This is a genomic window from Pseudomonas sp. N40(2020), assembly GCF_014472415.1.
Taxonomy (GTDB): Bacteria; Pseudomonadota; Gammaproteobacteria; order Pseudomonadales; family Pseudomonadaceae; genus Aquipseudomonas.
The window spans coordinates 1-21,410 of sequence record NZ_JACSZV010000066.1 but is presented as its reverse complement, the minus strand read 5'-3'; the positions used below and the strand labels follow the sequence as shown (position 1 = coordinate 21,410).

The 21,410-nt window shown below is 59.3% G+C and carries 20 protein-coding genes; 9 read left to right on the top strand and 11 right to left on the bottom strand.

The window, feature by feature from the left end; all coding sequences use genetic code 11:
- Nucleotides 1-75: 75 nt before the first annotated feature.
- The 4 genes from IAI51_RS26860 to IAI51_RS26845 form a co-directional block, all read right to left on the bottom strand.
- Nucleotides 76-1,269 (bottom strand): acetyl-CoA C-acyltransferase, encoded by a 1,194-nt coding sequence (locus IAI51_RS26860; protein WP_187681230.1) that lies wholly within the window; start codon nt 1,267-1,269, stop codon nt 76-78.
- A gap of 12 nt (nt 1,270-1,281) precedes the next feature.
- Complete coding sequence (locus IAI51_RS26855) at nt 1,282-2,043, bottom strand: SDR family NAD(P)-dependent oxidoreductase (protein ID WP_187681229.1); 762 nt, start codon at nt 2,041-2,043, stop codon at nt 1,282-1,284.
- A 16-nt stretch (nt 2,044-2,059) separates the two neighbouring features.
- A complete protein-coding gene (locus tag IAI51_RS26850; protein WP_187681228.1) occupies nt 2,060-3,721 on the bottom strand; it encodes an AMP-binding protein in 1,662 nt (553 codons plus the stop codon).
- Between the two features lie 253 nt (nt 3,722-3,974).
- Nucleotides 3,975-4,991, bottom strand: coding sequence for an AraC family transcriptional regulator (locus IAI51_RS26845; RefSeq protein ID WP_187681227.1), 1,017 nt, complete (start codon nt 4,989-4,991; stop codon nt 3,975-3,977).
- A gap of 206 nt (nt 4,992-5,197) precedes the next feature.
- On the opposite strand from IAI51_RS26845, the gene efeU reads away from it, so the two are divergent.
- Genes efeU through efeO (IAI51_RS26825) form a run of 4 tightly spaced genes read left to right on the top strand, consistent with a single transcriptional unit; the run spans nt 5,198 to nt 9,419 of the window.
- A complete protein-coding gene (gene efeU, locus IAI51_RS26840) occupies nt 5,198-6,043 on the top strand; it encodes an iron uptake transporter permease EfeU (RefSeq protein WP_187681226.1) in 846 nt (281 codons plus the stop codon).
- 8 nt (nt 6,044-6,051) lie between these two features.
- Nucleotides 6,052-7,251, top strand: a complete 1,200-nt coding sequence (efeO, locus tag IAI51_RS26835; RefSeq protein ID WP_187681225.1) for an iron uptake system protein EfeO — start codon at nt 6,052-6,054, stop codon at nt 7,249-7,251.
- 17 nt (nt 7,252-7,268) lie between these two features.
- The gene (efeB, locus tag IAI51_RS26830) at nt 7,269-8,567 is read left to right on the top strand and encodes an iron uptake transporter deferrochelatase/peroxidase subunit (protein WP_187681224.1); all 1,299 of its coding nucleotides are present in this window, start codon (nt 7,269-7,271) and stop codon (nt 8,565-8,567) included.
- A gap of 27 nt (nt 8,568-8,594) precedes the next feature.
- Nucleotides 8,595-9,419: an iron uptake system protein EfeO gene (gene efeO, locus IAI51_RS26825; RefSeq protein WP_187681223.1), complete on the top strand. Its 825-nt coding sequence runs from the start codon at nt 8,595-8,597 to the stop codon at nt 9,417-9,419.
- 122 nt (nt 9,420-9,541) lie between these two features.
- Here efeO (IAI51_RS26825) and pssA read toward each other — a convergent pair whose 3' ends face one another.
- The gene (gene pssA, locus IAI51_RS26820) at nt 9,542-10,885 is read right to left on the bottom strand and encodes a CDP-diacylglycerol--serine O-phosphatidyltransferase (protein WP_187681222.1); all 1,344 of its coding nucleotides are present in this window, start codon (nt 10,883-10,885) and stop codon (nt 9,542-9,544) included.
- Nucleotides 10,886-11,121: 236 nt separating this feature from the next.
- Here pssA and IAI51_RS26815 point away from each other — a divergent pair, with 236 nt between their 5' ends.
- The 3 genes from IAI51_RS26815 to IAI51_RS26805 all read left to right on the top strand — a co-directional run bounded on the left by IAI51_RS26815 (nt 11,122) and on the right by IAI51_RS26805 (nt 13,236).
- Nucleotides 11,122-11,685: a TetR/AcrR family transcriptional regulator gene (locus IAI51_RS26815; RefSeq protein WP_187681221.1), complete on the top strand. Its 564-nt coding sequence runs from the start codon at nt 11,122-11,124 to the stop codon at nt 11,683-11,685.
- 55 nt (nt 11,686-11,740) lie between these two features.
- Nucleotides 11,741-12,220 carry a DUF1348 family protein gene (locus tag IAI51_RS26810; RefSeq protein WP_103302046.1) on the top strand — a complete coding sequence of 160 codons (480 nt, stop codon included), beginning with the start codon at nt 11,741-11,743 and terminating at the stop codon, nt 12,218-12,220.
- A gap of 236 nt (nt 12,221-12,456) precedes the next feature.
- Nucleotides 12,457-13,236: a TSUP family transporter gene (locus IAI51_RS26805; RefSeq protein ID WP_095187207.1), complete on the top strand. Its 780-nt coding sequence runs from the start codon at nt 12,457-12,459 to the stop codon at nt 13,234-13,236.
- Here IAI51_RS26805 and nudC read toward each other — a convergent pair.
- The 4 genes from nudC to IAI51_RS26785 all read right to left on the bottom strand — a co-directional run bounded on the left by nudC (nt 13,204) and on the right by IAI51_RS26785 (nt 17,473).
- Entirely contained in the window at nt 13,204-14,034 is an 831-nt protein-coding gene (nudC, locus tag IAI51_RS26800) for an NAD(+) diphosphatase (RefSeq protein WP_187681220.1), read from the bottom strand. The genes IAI51_RS26805 and nudC overlap by 33 nt on opposite strands.
- A 5-nt stretch (nt 14,035-14,039) precedes the next feature.
- Nucleotides 14,040-14,852 (bottom strand): crotonase/enoyl-CoA hydratase family protein, encoded by an 813-nt coding sequence (locus IAI51_RS26795; RefSeq protein ID WP_187681219.1) that lies wholly within the window; start codon nt 14,850-14,852, stop codon nt 14,040-14,042.
- A 115-nt stretch (nt 14,853-14,967) separates the two neighbouring features.
- On the bottom strand, nt 14,968-15,891 hold the full coding sequence (locus IAI51_RS26790; RefSeq protein ID WP_187681218.1) for a magnesium transporter CorA family protein: 924 nt from the start codon (nt 15,889-15,891) through the stop codon (nt 14,968-14,970).
- A gap of 7 nt (nt 15,892-15,898) precedes the next feature.
- Nucleotides 15,899-17,473, bottom strand: coding sequence for a RimK family protein (locus IAI51_RS26785; protein WP_262410387.1), 1,575 nt, complete (start codon nt 17,471-17,473; stop codon nt 15,899-15,901).
- A 92-nt stretch (nt 17,474-17,565) separates the two neighbouring features.
- Between IAI51_RS26785 and rimI the strand changes: the two genes are divergently transcribed.
- Nucleotides 17,566-18,669: a ribosomal protein S18-alanine N-acetyltransferase gene (gene rimI, locus IAI51_RS26780; protein ID WP_187681217.1), complete on the top strand. Its 1,104-nt coding sequence runs from the start codon at nt 17,566-17,568 to the stop codon at nt 18,667-18,669.
- 44 nt (nt 18,670-18,713) lie between these two features.
- On the opposite strand, the gene IAI51_RS26775 is transcribed toward rimI, so the two are convergent.
- Together IAI51_RS26775 and IAI51_RS26770 are read right to left on the bottom strand one after the other, a co-directional pair.
- Nucleotides 18,714-19,859 carry a PQQ-dependent sugar dehydrogenase gene (locus IAI51_RS26775; RefSeq protein WP_187681216.1) on the bottom strand — a complete coding sequence of 382 codons (1,146 nt, stop codon included), beginning with the start codon at nt 19,857-19,859 and terminating at the stop codon, nt 18,714-18,716.
- 52 nt (nt 19,860-19,911) lie between these two features.
- The gene (locus IAI51_RS26770) at nt 19,912-20,232 is read right to left on the bottom strand and encodes a hypothetical protein (protein ID WP_187681215.1); all 321 of its coding nucleotides are present in this window, start codon (nt 20,230-20,232) and stop codon (nt 19,912-19,914) included.
- 189 nt (nt 20,233-20,421) lie between these two features.
- On the opposite strand from IAI51_RS26770, the gene IAI51_RS26765 reads away from it, so the two are divergent.
- Nucleotides 20,422-21,288, top strand: coding sequence for a Ku protein (locus IAI51_RS26765; RefSeq protein WP_187681214.1), 867 nt, complete (start codon nt 20,422-20,424; stop codon nt 21,286-21,288).
- The last annotated feature ends 122 nt before the right edge of the window (nt 21,289-21,410 follow it).

The following is a 21,410-nucleotide window of genomic DNA, read 5'->3' as shown; positions in this document are numbered from 1 at the left end:
CAGCGCGATATGCGTATAAGAGACAGATCAACAAGATCGCAGCCTGCGGCAGCTCCTACAGGGGGATTGTGCGTGTCAGTAGAGGCATTCCACGGCCATGGCCGTCGCTTCGCCGCCGCCGATGCAAATGGCCGCCACGCCGCGCTTGAGGTTTTTCTGGCGCAATGCCGAGAGCAAGGTCACCAGAATCCGCGCACCCGAGGCACCGATCGGATGCCCAAGCGCACACGCACCACCATGCACATTGAGCTTGTCATGGGGGATTTCCAGATGCGTCATCGCCGCCATGCCGACCACGGCAAACGCTTCGTTGACCTCGAACAGGTCAACGTCGCCCAGCGACCAACCGGTTTTCTTGATCAGTTTCTTGATCGCACCAATTGGCGCCACCGGGAACAGGCCCGGAGTGTCGGCAAATGCCGCATGACCGTGAATCACCGCCAACGGATTCAGACCCAATTTTTGCGCCTGCGACTGACGCATCAGCACCAGCGCCGCCGCGCCGTCGGAGATCGAACTGGAGTTCGCCGCCGTCACCGTGCCGCCTTCGCGGAACGCTGGTTTCAACGAGGCGATCTTGTCCAGTTTGGCTTTCGGCGGTTGCTCATCGTGGCTGATCAGCACCTGTTCTTTGCCGACGGTCACGGTCAGCGGGACGATTTCGTCCTTGAAGCTACCGTCCTTGGTCGCCTGTTGTGCGCGGGTGGTCGAGGCGATAGCAAAAGCGTCCTGCGCTTCGCGGCTGAAGTGATTGGTCTCGGCGCAATCCTCGGCGAAGGTGCCCATCAGGCGACCCTTGTCGTAGGCGTCTTCGAGGCCGTCGAGGAACATTGAATCGAGCACGCGGCCGTGGCCCATGCGGTAACCGGCGCGGGCGCGATCCAGCAGATACGGCGAGTTGGACATGCTTTCCATGCCGCCTGCGATCACCACGTCGGCGCTGCCGGCGACCAGCATGTCGTGGGCCAGAATGGTGGTTTCCATGCCTGAGCCGCACATCTTGTTGACCGTGGTGCAGCGCGTCGATTTATCCAGCCCGGCACCCAGTGCCGCTTGCCGCGCAGGCGCCTGGCCGAGGCCCGCGGGCAGGACGCAACCGAACAGCACTTCGTCGACCGCATCGCTGGCAACACCGGCGCGTTCAACCGCCGCTTTGATGGCAGCAGCGCCAAGCTGCGGCGCGGTGAGGCTTTTCAGTTCGCCCTGGAAACCGCCCATCGGGGTGCGGACGGCGCTGACGATGACAATCGGATCGTTGGAAATAGTCATGACAAATCCTCCTTACTTGGCGGCCATGCGCAAGGCACCGTCGAGACGGATCACCTCGCCGTTGAGCATGCTGTTTTCGATGATATGCCGTACCAGCGCGGCGTACTCGGCAGGCTTGCCCAGACGTGGCGGAAACGGTACGCCAGCCGCCAGCGAGTCGCGAACTTCCGGGGTCATGCCGGCCATCATCGGGGTTTCGAAAATGCCCGGGGCGATGGTCATCACGCGGATGCCGAAACGCGCCAGTTCGCGGGCAGCGGGCAGGGTCAGGCTGGCGATGGCGCCTTTGGAGGCGGCGTAAGCAGCCTGGCCGATCTGACCGTCGAACGCCGCCACCGAGGCGGTGTTGATGATCACGCCGCGCTCGCCGTCGGCATTGGCTTCGGATTCGGCAATCGCCGCAGCGGCCAGACGCAGCATGTTGAAGCTGCCGATCAGATTGACGTTGATCACCTGAGCAAAACTGGCCAGTGCGTGCGGGCCGTTCTTGCCGAGGATCTTCTCGCCACGGACGATGCCGGCGCAGTTGACCAGACCGTTGAGGCTGCCAAAGGCTTTGACGGTCGTCTGCACAGCGGCTTCGGCAGCGGCTTCATTGCTGATGTCGGCGACGACGCTGTGTACGCCCAGACGCTGAGCCTGCGCGGCAACCGCTTCGGCATTCATGTCCACCAGCATCACCTTGGCGCCGGCATTCACCAGCAATTCAGCGGTGGCCGCACCCAGGCCGGACGCGCCGCCGGTGACGATAAAAACCTTGTTCTCGATCTGCATGACTGTTTCCTTGGATTCAAGCTGAAACGTTTTTCGCTGCGGCCTCTTGAGCCTTGGCGATTTCCTGGTTGCGCAAGATAAAGCGCTGCAATTTGCCGCTCGGGGTCTTGGGCAATTCGCTGACAAATTCGATTTCACGCGGGTATGAATGCGCTGCCAGACGCTTGCGCACGTGCTGGCGCAATTCTTCGGCGAGCGTAGGTTCCGCGCGGTATTGCGCGCTGAGCACGACAAAGGCTTTGACCAGTTCGGTGCGCTCCGGGTCCGGTTTGCCGACCACCGCCGCCTCGACCACGGCCGGGTGTTCAATCAGCGCGCTTTCGACGTCGAACGGGCCGACGCGGTAGCCGGAGGTGGTGATCACGTCGTCGCTGCGCCCGACGAAGCTGATGCTGCCATCCGGGTTCCATTCCACGGTGTCGCCGCTCAGGTAATAATCGCCGACGAAGGCTTTGGTTGGCGCGCCTTCGTAGCCACCGAACCAGCACATTGGCGATTCAGGCCGGTCGATGGCGAGAATGCCGGGCTGGCCGACGCCGAGTTCGTTGTATTGGTCGTCGAGCACCACGATGCGATGGCCCGGCGAAGCGAAACCGGCGGCGCCGACGTGAACCGGGTGCTCGATACCGTGGTGGTTACAAAGGACCATACCCAGTTCGGTCTGGCCGTAATGGTCGTGAATGACCACGTCGAGGTTGTCGGCAAACCAGCGGATCACTTCCGGATTCAACGGCTCGCCGGCGCTGCTGACGATGCGCAGCTTGCCCTTGATCGACTTGGCGAACTCGTCACCGCCGGCAATCAGCAGGCGATACGCCGTGGGCGAACCGGTCAGGTTGGTGATGCCGTATTTGTTGATCACCCGGCAGGTGCTTTCGAGGGTGAACGGGCCGTAGAAGGTGATCGGGTGGCCCATCGACATCGGGCCCGTCACGCCGAAATAGATGCCGTAGGCCCAGCCCGGATCGGCGACGTTCCAGAACGCGTCTTCGGGGCGCAGATCAACGGCATCGCGGGTGTAGCTCTGGAACGCGACGATGGCTTTGAGCGGCACCGACAGCGCTTTCGACGGGCCGGTGGTGCCCGAGGTGAACATCAGCAGGAACGGGTCTTCGCCGGTCAACAGCACCGGTTCGCAGACGTTGGAGTAATTGGCCAGTTCAGCCCAGAAACTGAAGTCGCCTCGGACGATGCCCTGGCCCTTGGCGCCGCCGACGGTGACCAGTGTCGGGCAATCGGCGACTTCAGCGAGTTTCGGACGGTTGACGGCGTCGGTCACCACCACTTTGGCGCCGGAGCTGTTCAGGCGATGCTCAAGGGCCTTGGGGCCGAATGCGGTGAACAGCGGCTGATAGACCGCGCCGATACGCCAGGTGGCGAACACGGTGATGAGCAATTCGATGTTGCGCGGCAGCAGGCCGGCGACCTTGTCACCCTTCTGCACGCCTTGAGCGAGTAGGAAATTGGCGAAACGCGCGGCTTTGTCCTGCAAGTCGCTGAAGGTGTACGTCGCACTGGCGCCGTCGCGACCCTCCCAGAACAGCGCGATGCGCCCCGGCAATGCATGGCGGTCGCAGCATTCGACGCAGGCGTTGAGCGCCTCAAGCGTACCGCTGAGCGCGGTGTCAACGGTGTGCTGATAGTTGAACTGTTCGGTGGCAGACAAGTAGTCGCGCATTGCCAGAATCCCTCTGTGTTTTTTATTAGGTTGGGGAACCGTAAACAACAGAGTGATAGTCGCGCTGTGCGTGGCTTGGGGCAATGGTCAAAGCCATCAAAGTGGCTGACTGGTTTGGCCATGCCTTCGAAAATGACTCACACCTTCAGTAGGAGTTGTCGAGTGAAACGAGGCTGCGATCTTTTGATCTTGCTTTTAAAGGTCAAGATTAAAAGATCGCAGCCTTCGGCAGCTCCTACAGGAGGAATGCATTTCAGGTGGGGTCATTGAGGATCAGCGTGCGATAGTGGCCGGGATTGGACCCCGACCATTTGCGAAACGCTTTGTAGAACGAACTTGCATCGGCAAACCCGAGCCGCGACGCAATTTCAACAAAACTGATCGAAGGCTCCGCGAGCCAGACAATCGCCAACTCCTTGCGCAAGCTGTCCTTGAGCCCCTGATACGTCTGCCCTTCCTCTGCCAAACGTCGGCGCAAAGTCGAAGCGGACATACACAACTGCTGCGCCAATGCTTCAGTTTCCGGCCACTGCTCAGCAGGGAGCTGGCGCAAATCCTGTTTGATCCGGCTGGCGAGGCTTTGCGGATCGCGGTACTTGACCAGGATGTTGGCCGGCGCATGGGCCAGGAAGCGTTTCAACTCTTCAACACTGCGCTTGATCGGCAGATCCAGGCAGTCCGCCGAGAAAATCATCCGCGTGCGCGGCCGGTCGAAACGCAGGTTCTCCGAGAACATCACCCGGTAGTCATCGGTGAAGTCCGGTTCCGGGCAACGCAGCTCAATGGCCAGAATCGGAATCCGCCGCCCGGCCAGCCAGCAGGCTACGCCATGGACGATCATCCAGTAAGTGAAATAGGTGAAGGCACGGCGCGGTTCGAGATCGTCTTCGAGCAGAACGATTTCCGCCAGACTCTGCTGATGCACCAGTTGCGCGGGCAGACGTTCAAGCATCAGCGACAGAAATCCCAGGCCGCTGCTCAATCCGGCAGCGAGTGTCGGTTGCGCCATCGCACTGCGACAAAGGAACTCCAGACTACCGGACTTGAGCTTGCGCGGGTCCATGCCAAAAAACTCGTCATCACCGCGCCGGGCCAACAAACGCCAGAGCCTGGCGTACTGCGAGGCCGGGACCCGGCCATCTTCGGATTGCAACAAGGCCGGCGCAATGCCGACCTTGTTCAAGACTTCTTCCGTGGCCACGCCGGGGGCACAACTTTGCAGCAGCGCTTCACGCACCAGTTGAACGGCGATGGTGTCTTTTTCCGACATGGAGCGAGGCAGACCTTGTTGTTTTTGACTGGCGGGCATCTTACCGCACGACAGGAGTTCACCACAGAACCCTGTGCAGGAGATCTATGCAGGGCAAAAACCGGGTTGTTCAGCTGGCGTTCAGGTTTATGTCAATGATTGTCATGTGAGAATGACTTTCATTATGTTACAACTTGTAACTCTTCGAATGACTATCTGGATGCCGAATGCTCGTTCCTTTCCTGATCATGCTGCGCGAAGGCATTGAAGCCGCGCTGATCGTTGGCATCATCGCCAGCTACCTGCAACAGACCGGCCGTGGCCAATGGATGCCCGCCGTGTGGATCGGCGTATTTCTCGCCGCCGCCCTCGCCCTGCTGGTCGGTGGAGGACTGGAACTGGTGAGCGCCGAATTCCCGCAAAAGCAGCAAGAACTGTTTGAAGGCATCGTCGGGCTGATGGCCGTGGGGATTCTCAGCTCGATGGTGTTCTGGATGCGCAAGGTCGCACGGTCGATCAAACATTCGCTGCACGCCTCGCTGGATGAAGCCCTGACTTCTTCCAAACATCAGGTCATCGCATTGATCGCTATGGTGTTCTTTGCCGTGGCGCGTGAAGGCCTGGAAACGGTGTTTTTCCTGCTCGCCGTGTTCCAGCAAAGCGAAGGCCCGGGCGCGCCGATCGGTGCCCTGCTTGGCCTGCTTCTGGCGATTGTCGTCGGTTTCCTGATCTACACCGGCAGCATGCGTCTCAATCTCTCGGTGTTTTTCAAATGGACCGGGCTGTTCATCCTTGTGGTGGCCGCGGGGATTCTCGCCAATTCGGTGCAAGCCCTGCATGAAGCCGGGGTGTGGAATCACCTGCAAACCGTGCTCTTCGACGTCAGTGCGACGCTGCCGATGGATGGCCCGCTGGGCTCGGTGCTGGCCGGCATGTTCGGTTACCAGGATGCGCCAACCGTCAGCACCCTCGGCGCTTATCTGATTTATCTGGTAGTGGCGCTGGTGATGTTTTTCCTCCCGGCGGCGCCCGCCAAAAACGCCGCGCAATCGAATTCCGTTTCCAGCCAATAAGGGCACCCATGTCAAAGCCTAATACCCCACAGGCCTCGCCTCCCCGCGCCTTGCGCTGGGCAGTGGCCGGTTCGGTGGTCGTGATGATCGCCGCCGGTGGCCTGTTCTACTATGCCTCGCAACTGGCGGCAGCCAAACGTCAGCACAACCACGACGAAGTGGTCGTCAACATTCACCCGGGCAGTTGCGAGCCGAATGCGCTGACCGTACCGGCCGGCCGCGCCAGTTTCCGCATCGTCAACCGCTCCGAGCGGGCAGTGGAATGGGAAATCCTCGATGGCGTGCTGGTGGTCGAAGAACGCGAGAACATTGCGCCGGGCTTGAGCCAGGTGATCAACGCCAACCTGCAACCCGGCGACTACGCGATCACCTGCGGCCTGCTGAGCAATCCGCGCGGCACTTTGCATGTAACACCAACCGCCGCTTCCGACGCCGCCGCCAAGGCCAAACCGTCGATGGTCGCCTTCATCGGGCCGTTGTCGGAGTTCCGTGTGTATCTGGCCAGTCAGGGCAGCGCTTTGATCAAAGCCGTGACCGCACTCGATCAGGCGATTGCGAGCGGCGACTTGAGCCAGGCTCAGGCGCTGTACCTGCCGGCGCGTACGGCCTATCAACATCTGGCCCCGGCGGCGCAACGCCTGGCGGAACTGGACAACCGCATCAATGCCCGCGCCGATTACTTCGAAAAACGCGAACAGGATTCAGCCTTTGTCGGCTTCCACCGGATCGAATACGCGCTGTTCCAGCAACGCAAACTCGATGACCTTGCGCCTGTATCTCAGCGCTTGCTGACCGATGTCACCACGCTCAAACAGCAACTGCTTGCCCAGTCGCTGCCACCGGAGCAACTGGTCAACATCGTCGTTCGCAACCTCAACACCCTGGCCGACGTACGCGCCGCCAGCGGTGAAGAAGAACGCTACAGCCACGGCGACCTCAACGGTTTCGCCGCCAATCTGCAAACCGCGCACAAAGTCGTCGACCTGCTGCGGCCGATGCTGAGCAAATCCGCCGCCGAGCTGTTGCCGAAAATCGATCAGGCGCTGGCGGACTTCGACACCCAACTGAACAGTTTCAAGGTCAAGGACGGCTTCGCCAGCTACGACAGCGTCAGCGGCGAACAACGCAAACAGATCGCCGAAAAGGCCCAGGCTCTGGCCGACGCACTTGATGGCATTGATCCCGCCCTCGGCCTCTCCGGCCTGTAAGCAGAAGACGAGTACCGATGAAAGATTCAGAACAACTCAACCTGCAACGTCGCCGTGTCCTGATGGGCATGGGCGCGGCCGGTGTCGCACTGGCCGGATCGGCCCTGAGCTGTCCGGCCATGGCCGCAGCGCCGGCACAAGTCACCGAAGCCCCGAGCAGCGATAAAACCGAAGACCGCCACGATTTCCAAGGTGTGCATCAAACCGGCATCGTCACCCCGCGTCCGGCGTCAGGCATGCTGGTGTCGTTCGACGTATTGGCCAGTGATCGCGAAGACCTCGAGCGCCTATTCCGCACGCTCAACGAGCGTATCGCCTTCCTGATGAAGGGCGGCCCGGTCGCGCAGATCGACCCGAAGCTGCCGCCGCCAGACTCCGGCATCCTCGGCCCGGTGGTGAGTCCGGACAACCTGACCATCACCGTGTCGGTGGGCGAGTCCTTGTTTGATGAGCGCTTTGGTCTGGCCGACGCCAAGCCCAAGCGCCTGCAACGCATGGTCGGTTTCCCCAACGACGCGCTAGAGGCCGATTGCTGCCACGGCGATTTGAGTGTGCAGTTCTGCTCGAACACCGCTGACACCAACATCCATGCCCTGCGCGACATCGTGAAAAACCTGCCAGACCTGCTGCTGGTGCGCTGGAAACAGGAAGGCAGCGTACCGCCGCAGGCCCCGGCCAAACCCGGGGTGCCGGCGCAATCGGCGCGCAATTTCCTCGGTTTCCGTGATGGCTCGGCCAACCCCGACTCCAACGATGCCAAAGCCATGGATAACATCGTCTGGGTGCAACCGGGCAGCGACGAACCGGCGTGGGCGGCCCACGGCAGCTATCAAGCGGTGCGGATCATCCGCAACTTCGTCGAGCGCTGGGACCGTACGCCTTTGCAGGAACAGGAAAGCATTCTCGGCCGGGTCAAGACTACCGGCGCGCCGATGGGTGGGACTCACGAGAGCGAAGTACCGGATTACAGCAAGGATCCGGCCGGCAAACTGACCAAACTCGACGCACACATCCGCCTGGCCAATCCGCGCACTGCCGCGAGCCAGGCCAACCTGATCCTGCGTCGGCCGTTCAACTACTCCAACGGTGTGAACAAGAACGGCCAACTCGACATGGGTCTGCTCTTCATCTGTTACCAGGCCGATTTGGAGAAAGGCTTTATCACCGTGCAAACCCGCCTCAACGGCGAACCGCTTGAGGAATACCTCAAACCGGTCGGCGGTGGTTACTTCTTCACCCTTCCGGGTGTCACCGGCGACAAGGACTTCATCGGTCGCTCGCTGCTCAACGCCACACAACCGAAAACAGCGGCATAAAACAATCCCGACTCTGGAGCCACCCCCATGAAAAAGACGCCACTCGCGTTATTGCTGACCCTTGGTTTGCTCAACACCCCGCTGTCAGCCTTCGCCGCCACCGCGCCGCTGGATCTGGTCGGGCCGGTTTCGGACTACAAGATTTACGTCACCGAGCAACTGGATGAGTTGGCCAGCCACACCCAGCAGTTCACCGACGCTGTGAAGAAAGGCGACTTGGCCACCGCGCAAAAGCTCTACGCGCCGACCCGCGTCTACTACGAGTCGATCGAGCCGATTGCCGAGCTGTTCAGTGACCTCGATGCGTCCATCGACTCCCGCGTCGACGACCACGAGAAAGGCGTGAAGTCGGAAGACTTCACCGGGTTCCATCGCATCGAATACTCGCTGTTCTCGGAAAAGAGCACCCAAGGCCTGGACGCACTGGCGGACGGCCTGAACAAAGACGTCAAAGACCTGCAAACCCGCGTGGCCGGCCTGACCTTCCCGCCTGAGAAAGTGGTGGGCGGTGCGGCTGCGCTGCTGGAAGAAGTCGCCGCGACCAAGATCTCCGGTGAAGAAGACCGCTACAGTCACACTGACCTGTACGACTTCCAGGGCAACATCGACGGCGCGAAGAAAATCGTTGATTTATTCCGGCCGCAGATCGAGCAGCAGGACAAGGCGTTCGTCGCGAAGGTCGACAAGAATTTCGCCACCGTGAACAAGGTTCTGGCCAAGTACAAGACCAGCGACGGTGGGTTCGAGACGTATGACAAGGTGAAGGACAACGACCGCAAAGCACTGGTTGGGCCGGTGAATACGCTGGCGGAAGACCTGTCCACGTTGCGTGGGAAATTGGGGCTGAACTGAGTTTTGTAGCGTCTGTTAAGGCCTCATCGCGAGCAGGCTCACTCCTACAGTTGGAATGCGTTCCCCTGTAGGAGTGAGCCTGCTCGCGATAGCGGTTGCATGACCGCTACAAATTTAAAACCTTACAAAATCCGGTAGAGCAACCGCTCGATCCGCACCCGACTCACACGCTTGAGAAACTTGGCCACACCGGTCGGGTATTCCGGCAGTGTCTCCAGGTTGTTAAAGCTTTCGATCCGCGTGGTATGGCGGAAAATCTCCTCCAACTCCTGCGCACGCGGCTCCAGCCACTCGCCCCTCGGATCATCAATCAACAGCGCGTTTTCCAGATCCAGCCTGAACGCCCGTGGATTGAGGTTGTTGCCGGTCAGCAAGGTATAGCGCTGATCGATCCACAGGCCCTTGAGGTGATAGGTGTTGTCGCCGTCGCGCCAAAGGTGCAGGTTCAACTGCCCGCTGTCGATGTTGCGCTGATGCCGTTTAGCGAAGCGACGCAGGCTGATCTCGTACAGGTACGGCAGCGCCGCGATTACCTTGAACGGCTCGCTCGGCGGGATGTAGAAGTCGTTGGCAGTCTTGTCGCCGACCACAATGTCGATCTTCACCCCACGGGCCAGCGCGCGATTGATTTCGCGGATCACACCCAGCGGCAAATTGAAGTACGGCGTGCAGATGGTCAGCTGTGTTTGTGCACTGGCGATCAGTTCAAGAATCGCCCGATTCAACGGGTTGTTCTTGCCCACGCCCAGCAATGGGCTGACGGACAGGCCTTCTCGGCCCGTGCTGCCGGCGCTGGTGTCGTAGGTCGCGTATTTGAGGCGGCTGCGCAGATCGCCGATGTCGTTGCGCAGGCTGCGCGTGGTCGGCAGGTTGGGCAGGTCAAGACGATGCACGGCTTTCGATTCGATCAGACCGTGCTTGACCAGGTGATGCATGGAGTCCGCCAGCTCATGGCTGCGCAGAACGTGATAGCGGTCGAAGCGGTATTTGTCGAACTTGTGCAGGTAGACGTTGTTCAGGCTCGCGCCGCTGTAGACCACGCAATCGTCGATCACGAAGCCCTTCAAATGCAGGACGCCAAACAATTCGCGGGTCTGCACCGGCACGCCGTACACCGGCACTTCGCTTTCGTGAGTGCGGGTCATTTCCTGATACCACGCCGAATTGCCTGGCTGCTTACCGGCGCCGATCAGACCGCGCTGGGCGCGCAGCCAGTCAACCACCACAGCGATTTCAAGCTCGGGTCGCTTGAGTTTGGCGGCGTGCAAGGCATCGAGGATTTCCTGACCGGCTTCGTCTTGCTGCAAGTAGAGCGCGACGATGTAGATGCGCTGGGTCGCCGTGGCGATTTTCTCCAGCAGGCAACGACGGAACTCGGCGGCACCGGACAGAATGGTCACGGCCTCGGCGGTCAGCGGAAAGCTGCGCAGTTTGGGCAGCAGAGAACGTTTGAAAAGCAACGGCATAGGGCTCGCAATGATCGAATCCGAAGAACCCGAGAGCTTACACCATCGATCCCTTCGGGTCTTCCCGCTACACGCTCGTTCCCACGCTCCGCGTGGGATTGCCTCAACGGAAGCACCGCGTTCGGACCTTTGGGACGCAGAGTGTCCCTGGCTGCATTCCCACGCACAGCATGGGAATGATCAAATCTAAAAATCAATGCTTGACCAAGGAGAACGATCGTTCTACTGTTCGCCGCATGAACCCAATTACTGACACCTCGACCCGCGACATCATTCTGGATGTCACCGAAAAACTGATCTATAAAAGTGGCATCGCGGCCACCGGCATGGATCTTCTGGTGAAAACCGCCGGCGTCTCCAGAAAAAGCATCTATCGTTATTTCGCCAACAAGGAAGAACTGACCGTCGCCGCCCTGCAACGTCGCGACGTGCGCTGGATGCACTGGTACCGAAGCGCCGTCGATCAGGCCGAAACCCCGGCCGATCGCCTGCTCAACCTGTTTACCGTACTCAAGGGCTGGTTCGCTTCGGAAGGTTTCCGTGGCTGCGCCTTCATCAACACCAGCGGCGAGACCGGCGATCCACAGGACCCGGTGCGCCAGGTCGCCAAAGACCACAAACAGAAGCTGCTCGACTACGTGTGCGAGCTGTGTACCGAACATGGCGCCGAGGACCCGCAATTGCTGGCCAACCAGTTGCTGATCCTGATTGACGGCGCCATTACCGTAGCGCTTGTGATGGGTGATCACAGTGCCGCTGATAATGCGCAATGCATGGCGCGTAAGTTATTGGACCTGTAACGCCTTAATAAGCCTGACAAGTTGTATAAACGTTAACTTTATCGGGAGACTGAACATGTCTACTGCAGCCCAGGTACGTCCGCCATTACCCCCCTTCAACCGTGAATCGGCGATCGAGAAAGTTCGTCTGGCCGAGGACGGCTGGAACTCCCGCGATCCGGAACGGGTATCGCTGGCCTACACCCTCGACACCAAGTGGCGTAACCGCGCCGAGTTCGCCAACAACCGCGAAGAAGCCAAAGCTTTCCTGACCCGCAAATGGGCCAAGGAGCTGGATTACCGTTTGATCAAGGAGCTCTGGGCTTATTCCGACACGCGCATTGCCGTGCGCTATGCGTATGAATGGCACGACGATTCGGGCAACTGGTTCCGTTCCTACGGCAATGAAAACTGGGAGTTCGATGACAATGGCCTGATGTTCCAACGTTACGCCTGTATCAATGACATGCCGATCAAGGAAAGCGAACGCAAGTTCCACTGGCCACTGGGCCGGCGCCCGGATGATCATCCGGGGTTGTCTGATCTCGGTCTGTAATCGACACAGTTCCAAATGTAGGCGTGAGCCTGCTCGCGATTGCGGTGTGCCAGTCAGCGGAGGTGTTGAATGTGCAGCCGCCATCGCGAGCAATCTCACTCCCACAGTTGAAATGCATTCCCCTGTCGGAGCCTGCTCGCGATGAGGCCAGACGGGTCGCCGCAACACCCGGAAATGAGTAACATGGCTGCCCTCCCCGCAGCCCCGATCTGCGCCTTGCCGAATAAGCCGATTCCATGCCTTTCGAACTCAGCGTTGACCTCACCACCCTGGCCATTCTGGCCCTTGTAGCTTTCGTTGCCGGTTTCATCGACGCCATTGCTGGCGGTGGCGGTCTGTTGACCACGCCAGCGCTGCTGACGGCGGGTCTGCCGCCGCATCTGGTACTCGGCACCAACAAACTCAGCTCGACCTTCGGCTCGGCCACTGCCAGTTTCACCTTCTACCGGCGCAAACTGTTCCATCCACGGCAGTGGGTGCACGCAATTGTCGGCACGCTGGTCGGCGCGTTGACCGGTGCCATCGTCGCGCATTACTTGCCGGCGGAATGGCTGAACAAAATGCTCCCTGTGATCGTCTTCGCCTGCGGCCTGTATCTGTTGTTTGGCGGCACGCCAAAGGCGCCGCTGGACAGCGACGCACCGATCAAAAAGAAATGGCAATCGACCCAAGGCTTCAGCCTCGGTTTCTATGACGGCGTGGCCGGTCCCGGCACTGGCGCGTTCTGGACTGTCAGCAGCCTGCTGCTGTACCCGATCGACCTGGTCAAGGCCAGCGGTGTGGCGCGCAGCATGAACTTCGTCAGCAATATTGCCGCACTGTCAGTGTTTGTGTTTTCCGGGCAAGTGGACTGGATCATCGGCCTGAGCATGGGCCTGTCGGTGATGGTTGGCGCGTTCTTCGGCGCGCGCACCGCGATCAGCGGCGGCGCCAAGTTCATTCGCCCGGTGTTCATCACCGTGGTGCTGGGTTTGACCGTGCGCCTAGCCTGGCAGCACTGGTTCAGCGTGGCCTAAACGCCGAGCCACGTAGACGTCGATCAAGTAACGTGCAATCGATTTTGACGCCGGTAACGGCGGCAGATCGTGCACGTTGAACCACTGGGCGTCTTCGATCTCGTCTTCCTGACAGACAATCTCGCCGCCGGCGTATTCGGCATGAAAGCCCAGCATCATCGAATGCGGGAACGGCCAGCACTGGCTGCCCATGTACTGAATGTTCTTCACCTCGATCTGCACTTCTTCACGCACCTCACGAATCAGGCAATCCTCCGCCGACTCGCCCGGCTCGGCGAACCCTGCCAGCGTGCTGTAGACCCCAGCGACGAAGCGCGGTGAGCGCGCCAACAGGATCTCGTCGCCACGGGTGATCAGCACGATCATGCTCGGCGAAATACGCGGATAACTGCGCAGATCGCACGGTTGACAGTACATCGCCCGCTCTCGCGGCACCTGCGTCATGGCTTGGCCGCAATTGCCACAGAAGCGGTGTTCACGAGCCCAGGTACCGATCTGCGCGGCGTAACCGAGCACTTTGTAGATCGTGTGATCGCCGTCGAGCATGAACGCTCGCAGACCCTTCCAGTTGCAACCCGGCACTTCGCTGGCACTGCGCAACTCCAGCAGATACACGGGTTCGCCATCGAGATGGCCGATGCCGTGCTCGGCAAGAATCGACAAGTCCTGACGCTTGAGCCATTCACGCGGGAACAGCGCGCCGTTGTCATCGAACAGAAAGCCTTCGGCGCTGCGCGCCACGGCCCAGCCGCCGGGTTGATCGGTGTCCAGTACTGCAGTGGTCCAGCGAGATGTCATGGTTCTCAATCCAGAAATTCGGGTTTCTGTTTGCTCATATGGGCGGCCATGGCCACGCGCAAGTCGGTGGATTGCAACATGGCGGCGTTCCAGGTGGCAACGTATTCGAGACCGTCGTCGATGCGATGGTCGCGCATGTAGCTGATCATTTCCTTGGTGCCGGTGACCGCAATCGGCGACTTGGAGGCGATGTCGCGAGCGATATCCAGCACGCCTTCGAGCAGTGCGTCCTTGTCGCTGTAGACGCGATTGACCAGGCCAATGCTGCGCGCCTCTTCAGCGCCGAAGGTGCGACCGGTGTAAGCCAGTTCACGCAGCATGCCGTCACCGATGATCCGTGGCAACCGTTGCAAAGTGCCAACATCGGCGGCCATGCCGATATCGATTTCCTTGATCGAGAATTGTGCGTCTTCGGCGGCGTAGCGCATGTCACAGGCTGCAATCAGATCGATCGCGCCGCCCAGGCAGTAACCCTGAATGGCGGCGATTACCGGTTTGCGGCAGTTGTCGACGGCATTGAACGAAGCTTGCAGGGTGAGGATTTTTTTGCGCAACAGGCGCGCATTGCGACCGACGTCCTTGCCCAGTTCATTGGCGACGCCAGCAAGCATCATCAGGTCGATGCCGGAGGAAAAGTGTTTACCGTTGCCGCTGAGCACCACCACGCGCACTTCGTCGGTGTCGTCGATCCACTGGAAAATCTCGACGATCTCGCTCCAGAACGCGGCATTCATCGAGTTGATCTTTTCCGGGCGATTGATCTGCACATGAGCGATGTTATCGACCAGTTCGACGCTGAAGGCGGTGTATTGAGTCATGGCAGTGATCCTTTACCGGGCTGAAAATGAGGCCCGAACTATAACAAGGCATCACGGTGGCGGTTCGACCAAATGCGGGACTTTCTGAAACGCACCTCCTACAGGGATTGCGTGGTTAACTAGCCAGACGCCGCAGCCCAAACAACATGCCACCCGCCCCCAGCAACATCACCGCCAGAAACACCGGGTAGGAAATCCACCACGGCGTCCCCGCCGTCATCATGCTGAACTCCGACATACCGCCAATGCTCGCAATCAGGTTCAACGGCAAAAACACCACGTTGATCAACGTCAGTTTGCGCAGCAGGTTGTTCATGCTGTTGTTCATCAGGTTGCCGCGCGCGTCGATCAGACCGGAGAACACCGTGGAGTAAATCTCGGCCTGTTTGTAGCACTGGTTGTTTTCAATGATCAGGTCGTCGATCAGGCCCAGCGCTTCGCTGCTGAAGTGCTGTTTCTCGGCGTGATTACGCAGGCGCGTCAGTACCGCGCCGTTGCTGTGCAGGGCGTTGATGTAATAGATCAGGCTTTCGCTGAGGTTGAACATCTGCACCAGATGCTGGTTCTGCATCGAGGCGTTGAATTTCTGCTGCAACTCGCGGGCGACCAGTTTGATCACCTTCAAGTGCCCGAGGTAGTGATGGATGTTGTTGAACAACAAGTCGAGCAAAACATCCAGCGGCGTGTTTAACGGCTGGCGAGTGCCGAGACCGTGCAACGGCGTGTCGTCGGTGGCGATCACCAGCAGTTGCCCCGGCGCGAACAGCAGGCCGCAGGACGACACCTCGAATGCCAGGCTGCCACCGCCGGAATAGTTTTCCGGGCGTTTCCAGATCAGGAACAAGTGATCCGGGTGAAACTCGATCCGCGACACCTCGTCCGGGTCCAGTGCCGAGGCCAGTGCGTGTTCATCGACTTTGAAATGACTGTGCAGCAAGTCGCGCTCGGCGGCGTCAGGGTTGCTGAACAGCATCACCTCGGCGTCCAACCGCTCGACGCGCTGCAAAGCGCCATGGCTCAGAGCAAAACTGCTGATCATCGGCGCTTCACCAGGCCTGGCCGCGGCGTTTGAGTTCCAGCCGTCGCACGAACTCTTCCAGCACCAGTGAATACAAATCGTCCTGCAAATACGCGTCTTCGATGCCCGCGTCGAGGTTCGGGTTGTCGTTGACTTCGATCACCACGACCTTGTCGCCCGCCTGCTTGAGATCGACGCCGTAGAGGCCGTCGCCAATCAGGTTGGCCGTCTTCACCGCCAGTTCCACCACCGCGCGGGGCGCCTCGTGGACGGCCAGTGTCCGGCATTCGCCGTTGACGTCCTGGCCCTTGGCCTTGTGGTTGTAGATCTGCCAGTGTCCCTTGGACATGAAATATTGGCAGGCAAAGATCGGTTTGCGGTTGAGGACACCAATGCGCCAGTCGTACTCGGTGTAGAAAAACTCCTGGGCCAGCAACAGCACCGAGTGTTCGAACAGTTCGGCCGTGGCTTCGAGCAGCGCCTGCTGACTTTCCACCTTGATCACACCACGGGAAAAACAGCCGTCGGGGATCTTCAGCACCAACGGAAAGCCCAGGCGCTCGCCCACCCGTTCGAAGTCTTCGGGTCGCTCCTTGTAGAGAATCTCGGTGGCGGGCATACCCAGTTGATGGCTGTTGAGCAGATCGGTGAGGTAGACCTTGTTGGTGCAGCGCAGGATCGACGTCGGGTCATCCATCACCACCAGTCCTTCGCTTTCGGCTTTCTTGGCGAAACGGTAGGTGTGGTTGTCGACGCTGGTGGTTTCGCGGATCAACAGGCCGTCGTACTCGGCCAGTCGCGCGTAATCTTTGCGCTCGATCAGTTCGACGTCGATGCCCATGGTCTTGCCGACCCGAATGAAATTCTCCAGCGCCCGTGGGTTGGACGGCGGCAACGCCTCTTGTGGATCGTGCAGGATCGCCAGGTCATAACGGGCCACTTGTGGCGAACGCGGCACGCGCCAGACTTTACGGCTGAAACCGTCCAGTGCATTGGCGAACTGATCTTCCTGATCATCACGCAACTTGTGCAAGGCGCCGGACTTTATACCGTCGATGTGCCAACCGTTGGTTCGTTTGAACTCAACTAACAATATCGGACAGGGAAATACTTCAAACAACTGACGGGCCAGATCCTGTAATGGCTCGATATGCGTTTTGCCGAAATAAAGGGTCAGGGTAAAACCTTCGGTATCACTGTAAAGGTGATGGCTAAGGGCTTTTTCCAGGGTTTTATCGAGATCATCCAGCGCCAGGCCGTAGAGTGACTTCTTGGTCAGTTCGCTGATTGTGCGCACCGACGGAATCACCTTGTGCCCCCGTGCCTCCGCCAGCAGCGAGCAGTAATAGCCGTGGCCCAGGTACTTGTAGCTGCGGCACAGGTTGATCACCTGCACACGTTTTCCCGACTCGCTTTCACGGGTTTGCTCCAGGTATTCCTGCGCTGTGATGATGTCGTCGCTGGGGAAATATGAAGCCCAATCTTCCTTACGCTCGACAATGATCAACACTTGACTGGATGCTCTAACCGCTGAATTTAAATAAGTTGCCGCCGGCAAACTTTGCTCCGATACTTCGCGCCAATGACCCTGTACCGCTGACATAGAGATTGATCCGTTGGAGAACAAGACCTTTTCTATTAAGCACGAAGTTTTTCGAAAGTCCCGTTTCGTTACGCAACTTTTACGGTGGTCATATGAGTGCTGTTTTTCGTTTGGCGGTAGTTGAAGATCTGCCGGCGCTGCTGGCATTGGAAATGCAATGTTTCACCACGGATCGGCTCACCAGTCGCAGCTTTCAGTGGATGATCACCCGGGCCCACGCGCAATTGGTGGTAGCCGAGCGTGACGGGCAATTGCTGGGTTACGCGCTGGTGCTGTTTCATCGGGGGACGTCACTGGCACGGCTTTACTCCATCGCAATTGCTACCGAGGCTCGCGGCACCGGTCTGGGCAAGCAACTGCTGCAACGGATCGAGGCCTGCGCGCTGGACCATGATTGCGCGTACCTGCGCCTGGAGGTGCGTACTGACAACCCCGCCGCCATTGCTCTGTACGAACGCAACGGCTACCGGCGTTTCGCCTTGATTCACGATTACTACGAGGACCATGCGGATGCGCTGCGCCTGGAAAAACGCATTCTTCAGCACCGGGACTCGCGGAACATCAAGGTGCCCTGGTACGGGCAAACCACAGACTTCACCTGTGGCCCGGCGTGTCTGTTGATGGCCATGGGCGCACTGCACGCGGAGCGTTTGTTGGAGCGACGCGAGGAGTTGCAGATCTGGCGCGAGGCAACGACCGTGTTCATGACTTCGGGTCATGGCGGGTGCAGTCCGCAAGGGTTGGCACTCACGGCATGGAAGCGCGGTTTTCGGGTACGTCTTGAGCTGAGCCTGGCCGGACCGTTGTTTCTTGACGGAGTGCGCGATGAGCATAAAAAAGACGTCATGCGCCTGGTTCACGAGGAGTTCACTGCGCAGTTGCAGGACACCGATGTGGAGCGAGTGATCGGTGCACCACTCGATTTGCCGCGCTTGCTTGATGCAGGTGGGCAGCCGCTGGTGCTGATTAGCAGCTATCGCCTGACCCGATCCAAGTCACCGCACTGGGTGGTGGTGACTGACTGTGATGAGGATTTCGTTTACCTGCACGACCCGGATGTTGATCACAGCCAGCATCGACAACCCATGGATTGCCAGCATGTGCCGGTCAGTCACGGGGAATTCGAGAAAATGTGCCGGTTTGGGCGGGGAAAGTTACGGGCTGCCGTAATTTTGTACAGCCGCAATGCGCACTGAACCCAAGGTGAGGGGGCACCTCCCCTCACCTGTCCGGCACGGCGCTATTTAAGGCCGATCCTGTACAGCGAACCATCGGACTCGTCCGTCAGCACATAGAGGTAACCGTCAGGGCCTTGCCGTACGTCCCTGATCCGTTGCTTGAGCTCACCGAGCAAGCGTTCCTCATGCACAACCTTGTCGCCATCGAACTGCAATCGAATCAACTCTTGAGAAACCAAAGCGCCGATAAATGCGTTGTGTTGCCACGGCTTGAACCGATCGCCATCGTAGAACGTCATTCCCGAAACGCCCGGTGACTTTTCCCATACATGGTGCGGATCAACCGCACCTTCGACACTTTTGCCTTTGGCTTCCGGGATTGGCTGCAGCGAATAATTGATGCCGTGAGTCGCCTGCGGCCACCCGTAGTTTTTCCCGCGTTCGATGATGTTTACCTCATCGCCACCACGCGGCCCGTGTTCGTTTTCCCAAACTGTGCCGGTCCACGGGTTGAGCGCCGCACCCTGCGGGTTGCGAATGCCGTAAGACCAGATTTCCGGCCGCACGCCGGATTGCCCCACGAACGGATTGTCGTCCGGGACCTTGCCGTCCGGATAAATCCGTACGATTTTGCCCTGCAGCTTGTCGAGATCCTGCGCAGTCGGCCGGTCGTTGTTTTCGCCCAGGGTGATGAACAGATAGCCGTCGCGATCAAACACCAGACGCGAACCGAAGTGGTTGCCGGTGGAGAGCTTAGGCTCCTGGCGGAAAATGACTTTGAAGTCCTTCAGCGTTTTCAGGTCATCCGACAAATAGCCGCGCCCCACCGCCGTCCCGGCCTTGTCCCCCACTCCGCCACCCTCGGCGTATGACAGGTAAACCATGCGATCCTGCTTGAAGTCCGGTGACAAGACGACATCCAGCAATCCGCCCTGCCCCTTGGCCCAGACCTTGGGTACACCGCTTATCGGTGCAGACAGATTGCCGTCCGCGCCAACCACTCGCAGGTTACCCGGTCGTTCGGTCACCAGCATGCCTTGGCGATCCGGCAGGAAGGCCAGCGCCCATGGATTCTCGAGTCCCTGGGCAATCGTGGTGACTTCAAGGGTGCCCTGCTCGCTTTGCAGCTCCTTGGGGGCCGCGGCGAACGCCGGAGCGCTGATCAGTGCGCCGGCGCAAAGGGTGGCTAGAAGGGTTTTACGCAACATGCACGATTCCTTTTGTCTGTTTCAAAGGCTGGCAGAAACTCGGCCCTGCCGTTCAACGATTAGTGTTGGTGCTTCGCGAAGGTGGATTGGGAATGAATGTAGGTGGCGTACTTGGCACCGAACGAATCGGCTGGCCGTTGCCAATACCTCGGTTTTCGACCGTCGGCTGACGTGGTGCAGGAACGGTGTTCGGCGCGCGGATTGGCGGGGCACTGGGCTGGGTGCCCTGCATGCTGTTGGGGTTGGCCCGGCGGATCGGGCTGTTATAGGGATTGTTGCTGTTGCCGGCCGGACTCTGCGCCAGCACGACGTCCGCATGAACCAGACCACCACTGAGTATCAGGACGGCGACGCCAATTAGAAATCGGTTCATGGGATGGCCTCTCGGTGTGCTTGGAATAGAGCCTTCGAGTGCACGCTACGCCGTGGGTTCGGATTTGTTAACCCGTCAGCCTTAAACAACATGTAACACGGCTTGACCAAGTCATCCGAAACCGCCGTATTCATTGGAAACTTTCGCCGCGAGCCACAGGTCACCTGAACATCACTCGGAGAACTCACCATGGCTCGGGCAATCTGGAAAGGCGCAATCAGTTTCGGACTCGTGCATATCCCCGTTGCGCTGGTTTCAGCGACGTCGTCCCAAGGCGTGGACTTCGACTGGCTCGACAGCCGCAGCATGGACCCGGTGGGGTACAAACGCGTGAACAAGGTGACCGGCAAGGAAGTCACCAAGGAAAATATCGTCAAAGGCGTGGCCTACGAAAAAGGCCGTTATGTGGTGCTCAGCGAAGAGGAAATCCGCTCGGCGCACCCGGTATCGACCCAGACCATCGACATCTTTTCCTTCGTCGACGCCGAGCAGATTCCGCTGCAGAACATCGACACGCCCTACTACCTGGCGCCGGACAAGCGCGGCGGCAAGGTCTACGCGTTGCTGCGCGAAACCCTGAGCAAAACCAACAAGGTCGCCCTCGCCCGCGTGGTTTTGCATACGCGCCAGTATCTGGCGGCGTTGATGCCTCTGGAGTCGGCGTTGGTGCTGGTCAAATTGCGTTGGCCGCAAGAGGTACGCGGTCTTGATCAACTGGAACTTGGCAGCGAGGTCACCAAGCCACAACTGGCCAAAGGTGAGTTGGACATGGCCAAACGGTTGGTTGAGGACATGAGCGGGGACTGGAAGCCCGAAGACTACAACGACGAATTTGAAGACAAGATCATGGCGCTGGTGGAGAAAAAGGCCCACGAAGGCAAGATCGAGGATGTTGAAACGGTGGGCGGAGAGGAAGAGCGCAAGACTGCCGATGTGATCGACCTGACCGAGTTGCTTAAACGCAGCCTGGGTGGCAAGGCGCCGGCTAAACCGAAGACCAAGGCAGCCAGCAAAGCTGCACCGGCGAAGAGGGCAAAGAAAGCGTCAGGGGAATGACAACTGAGGGATTGTCAGGTAACTGACAGGTTGCTTTTGAGACAGTCACTTTTCATGTAGGAGCTGCGGCACGCTGCGATCTTTTGATCCTGTTTTTAAGGGCCAAGATCAAAAGATCGCAG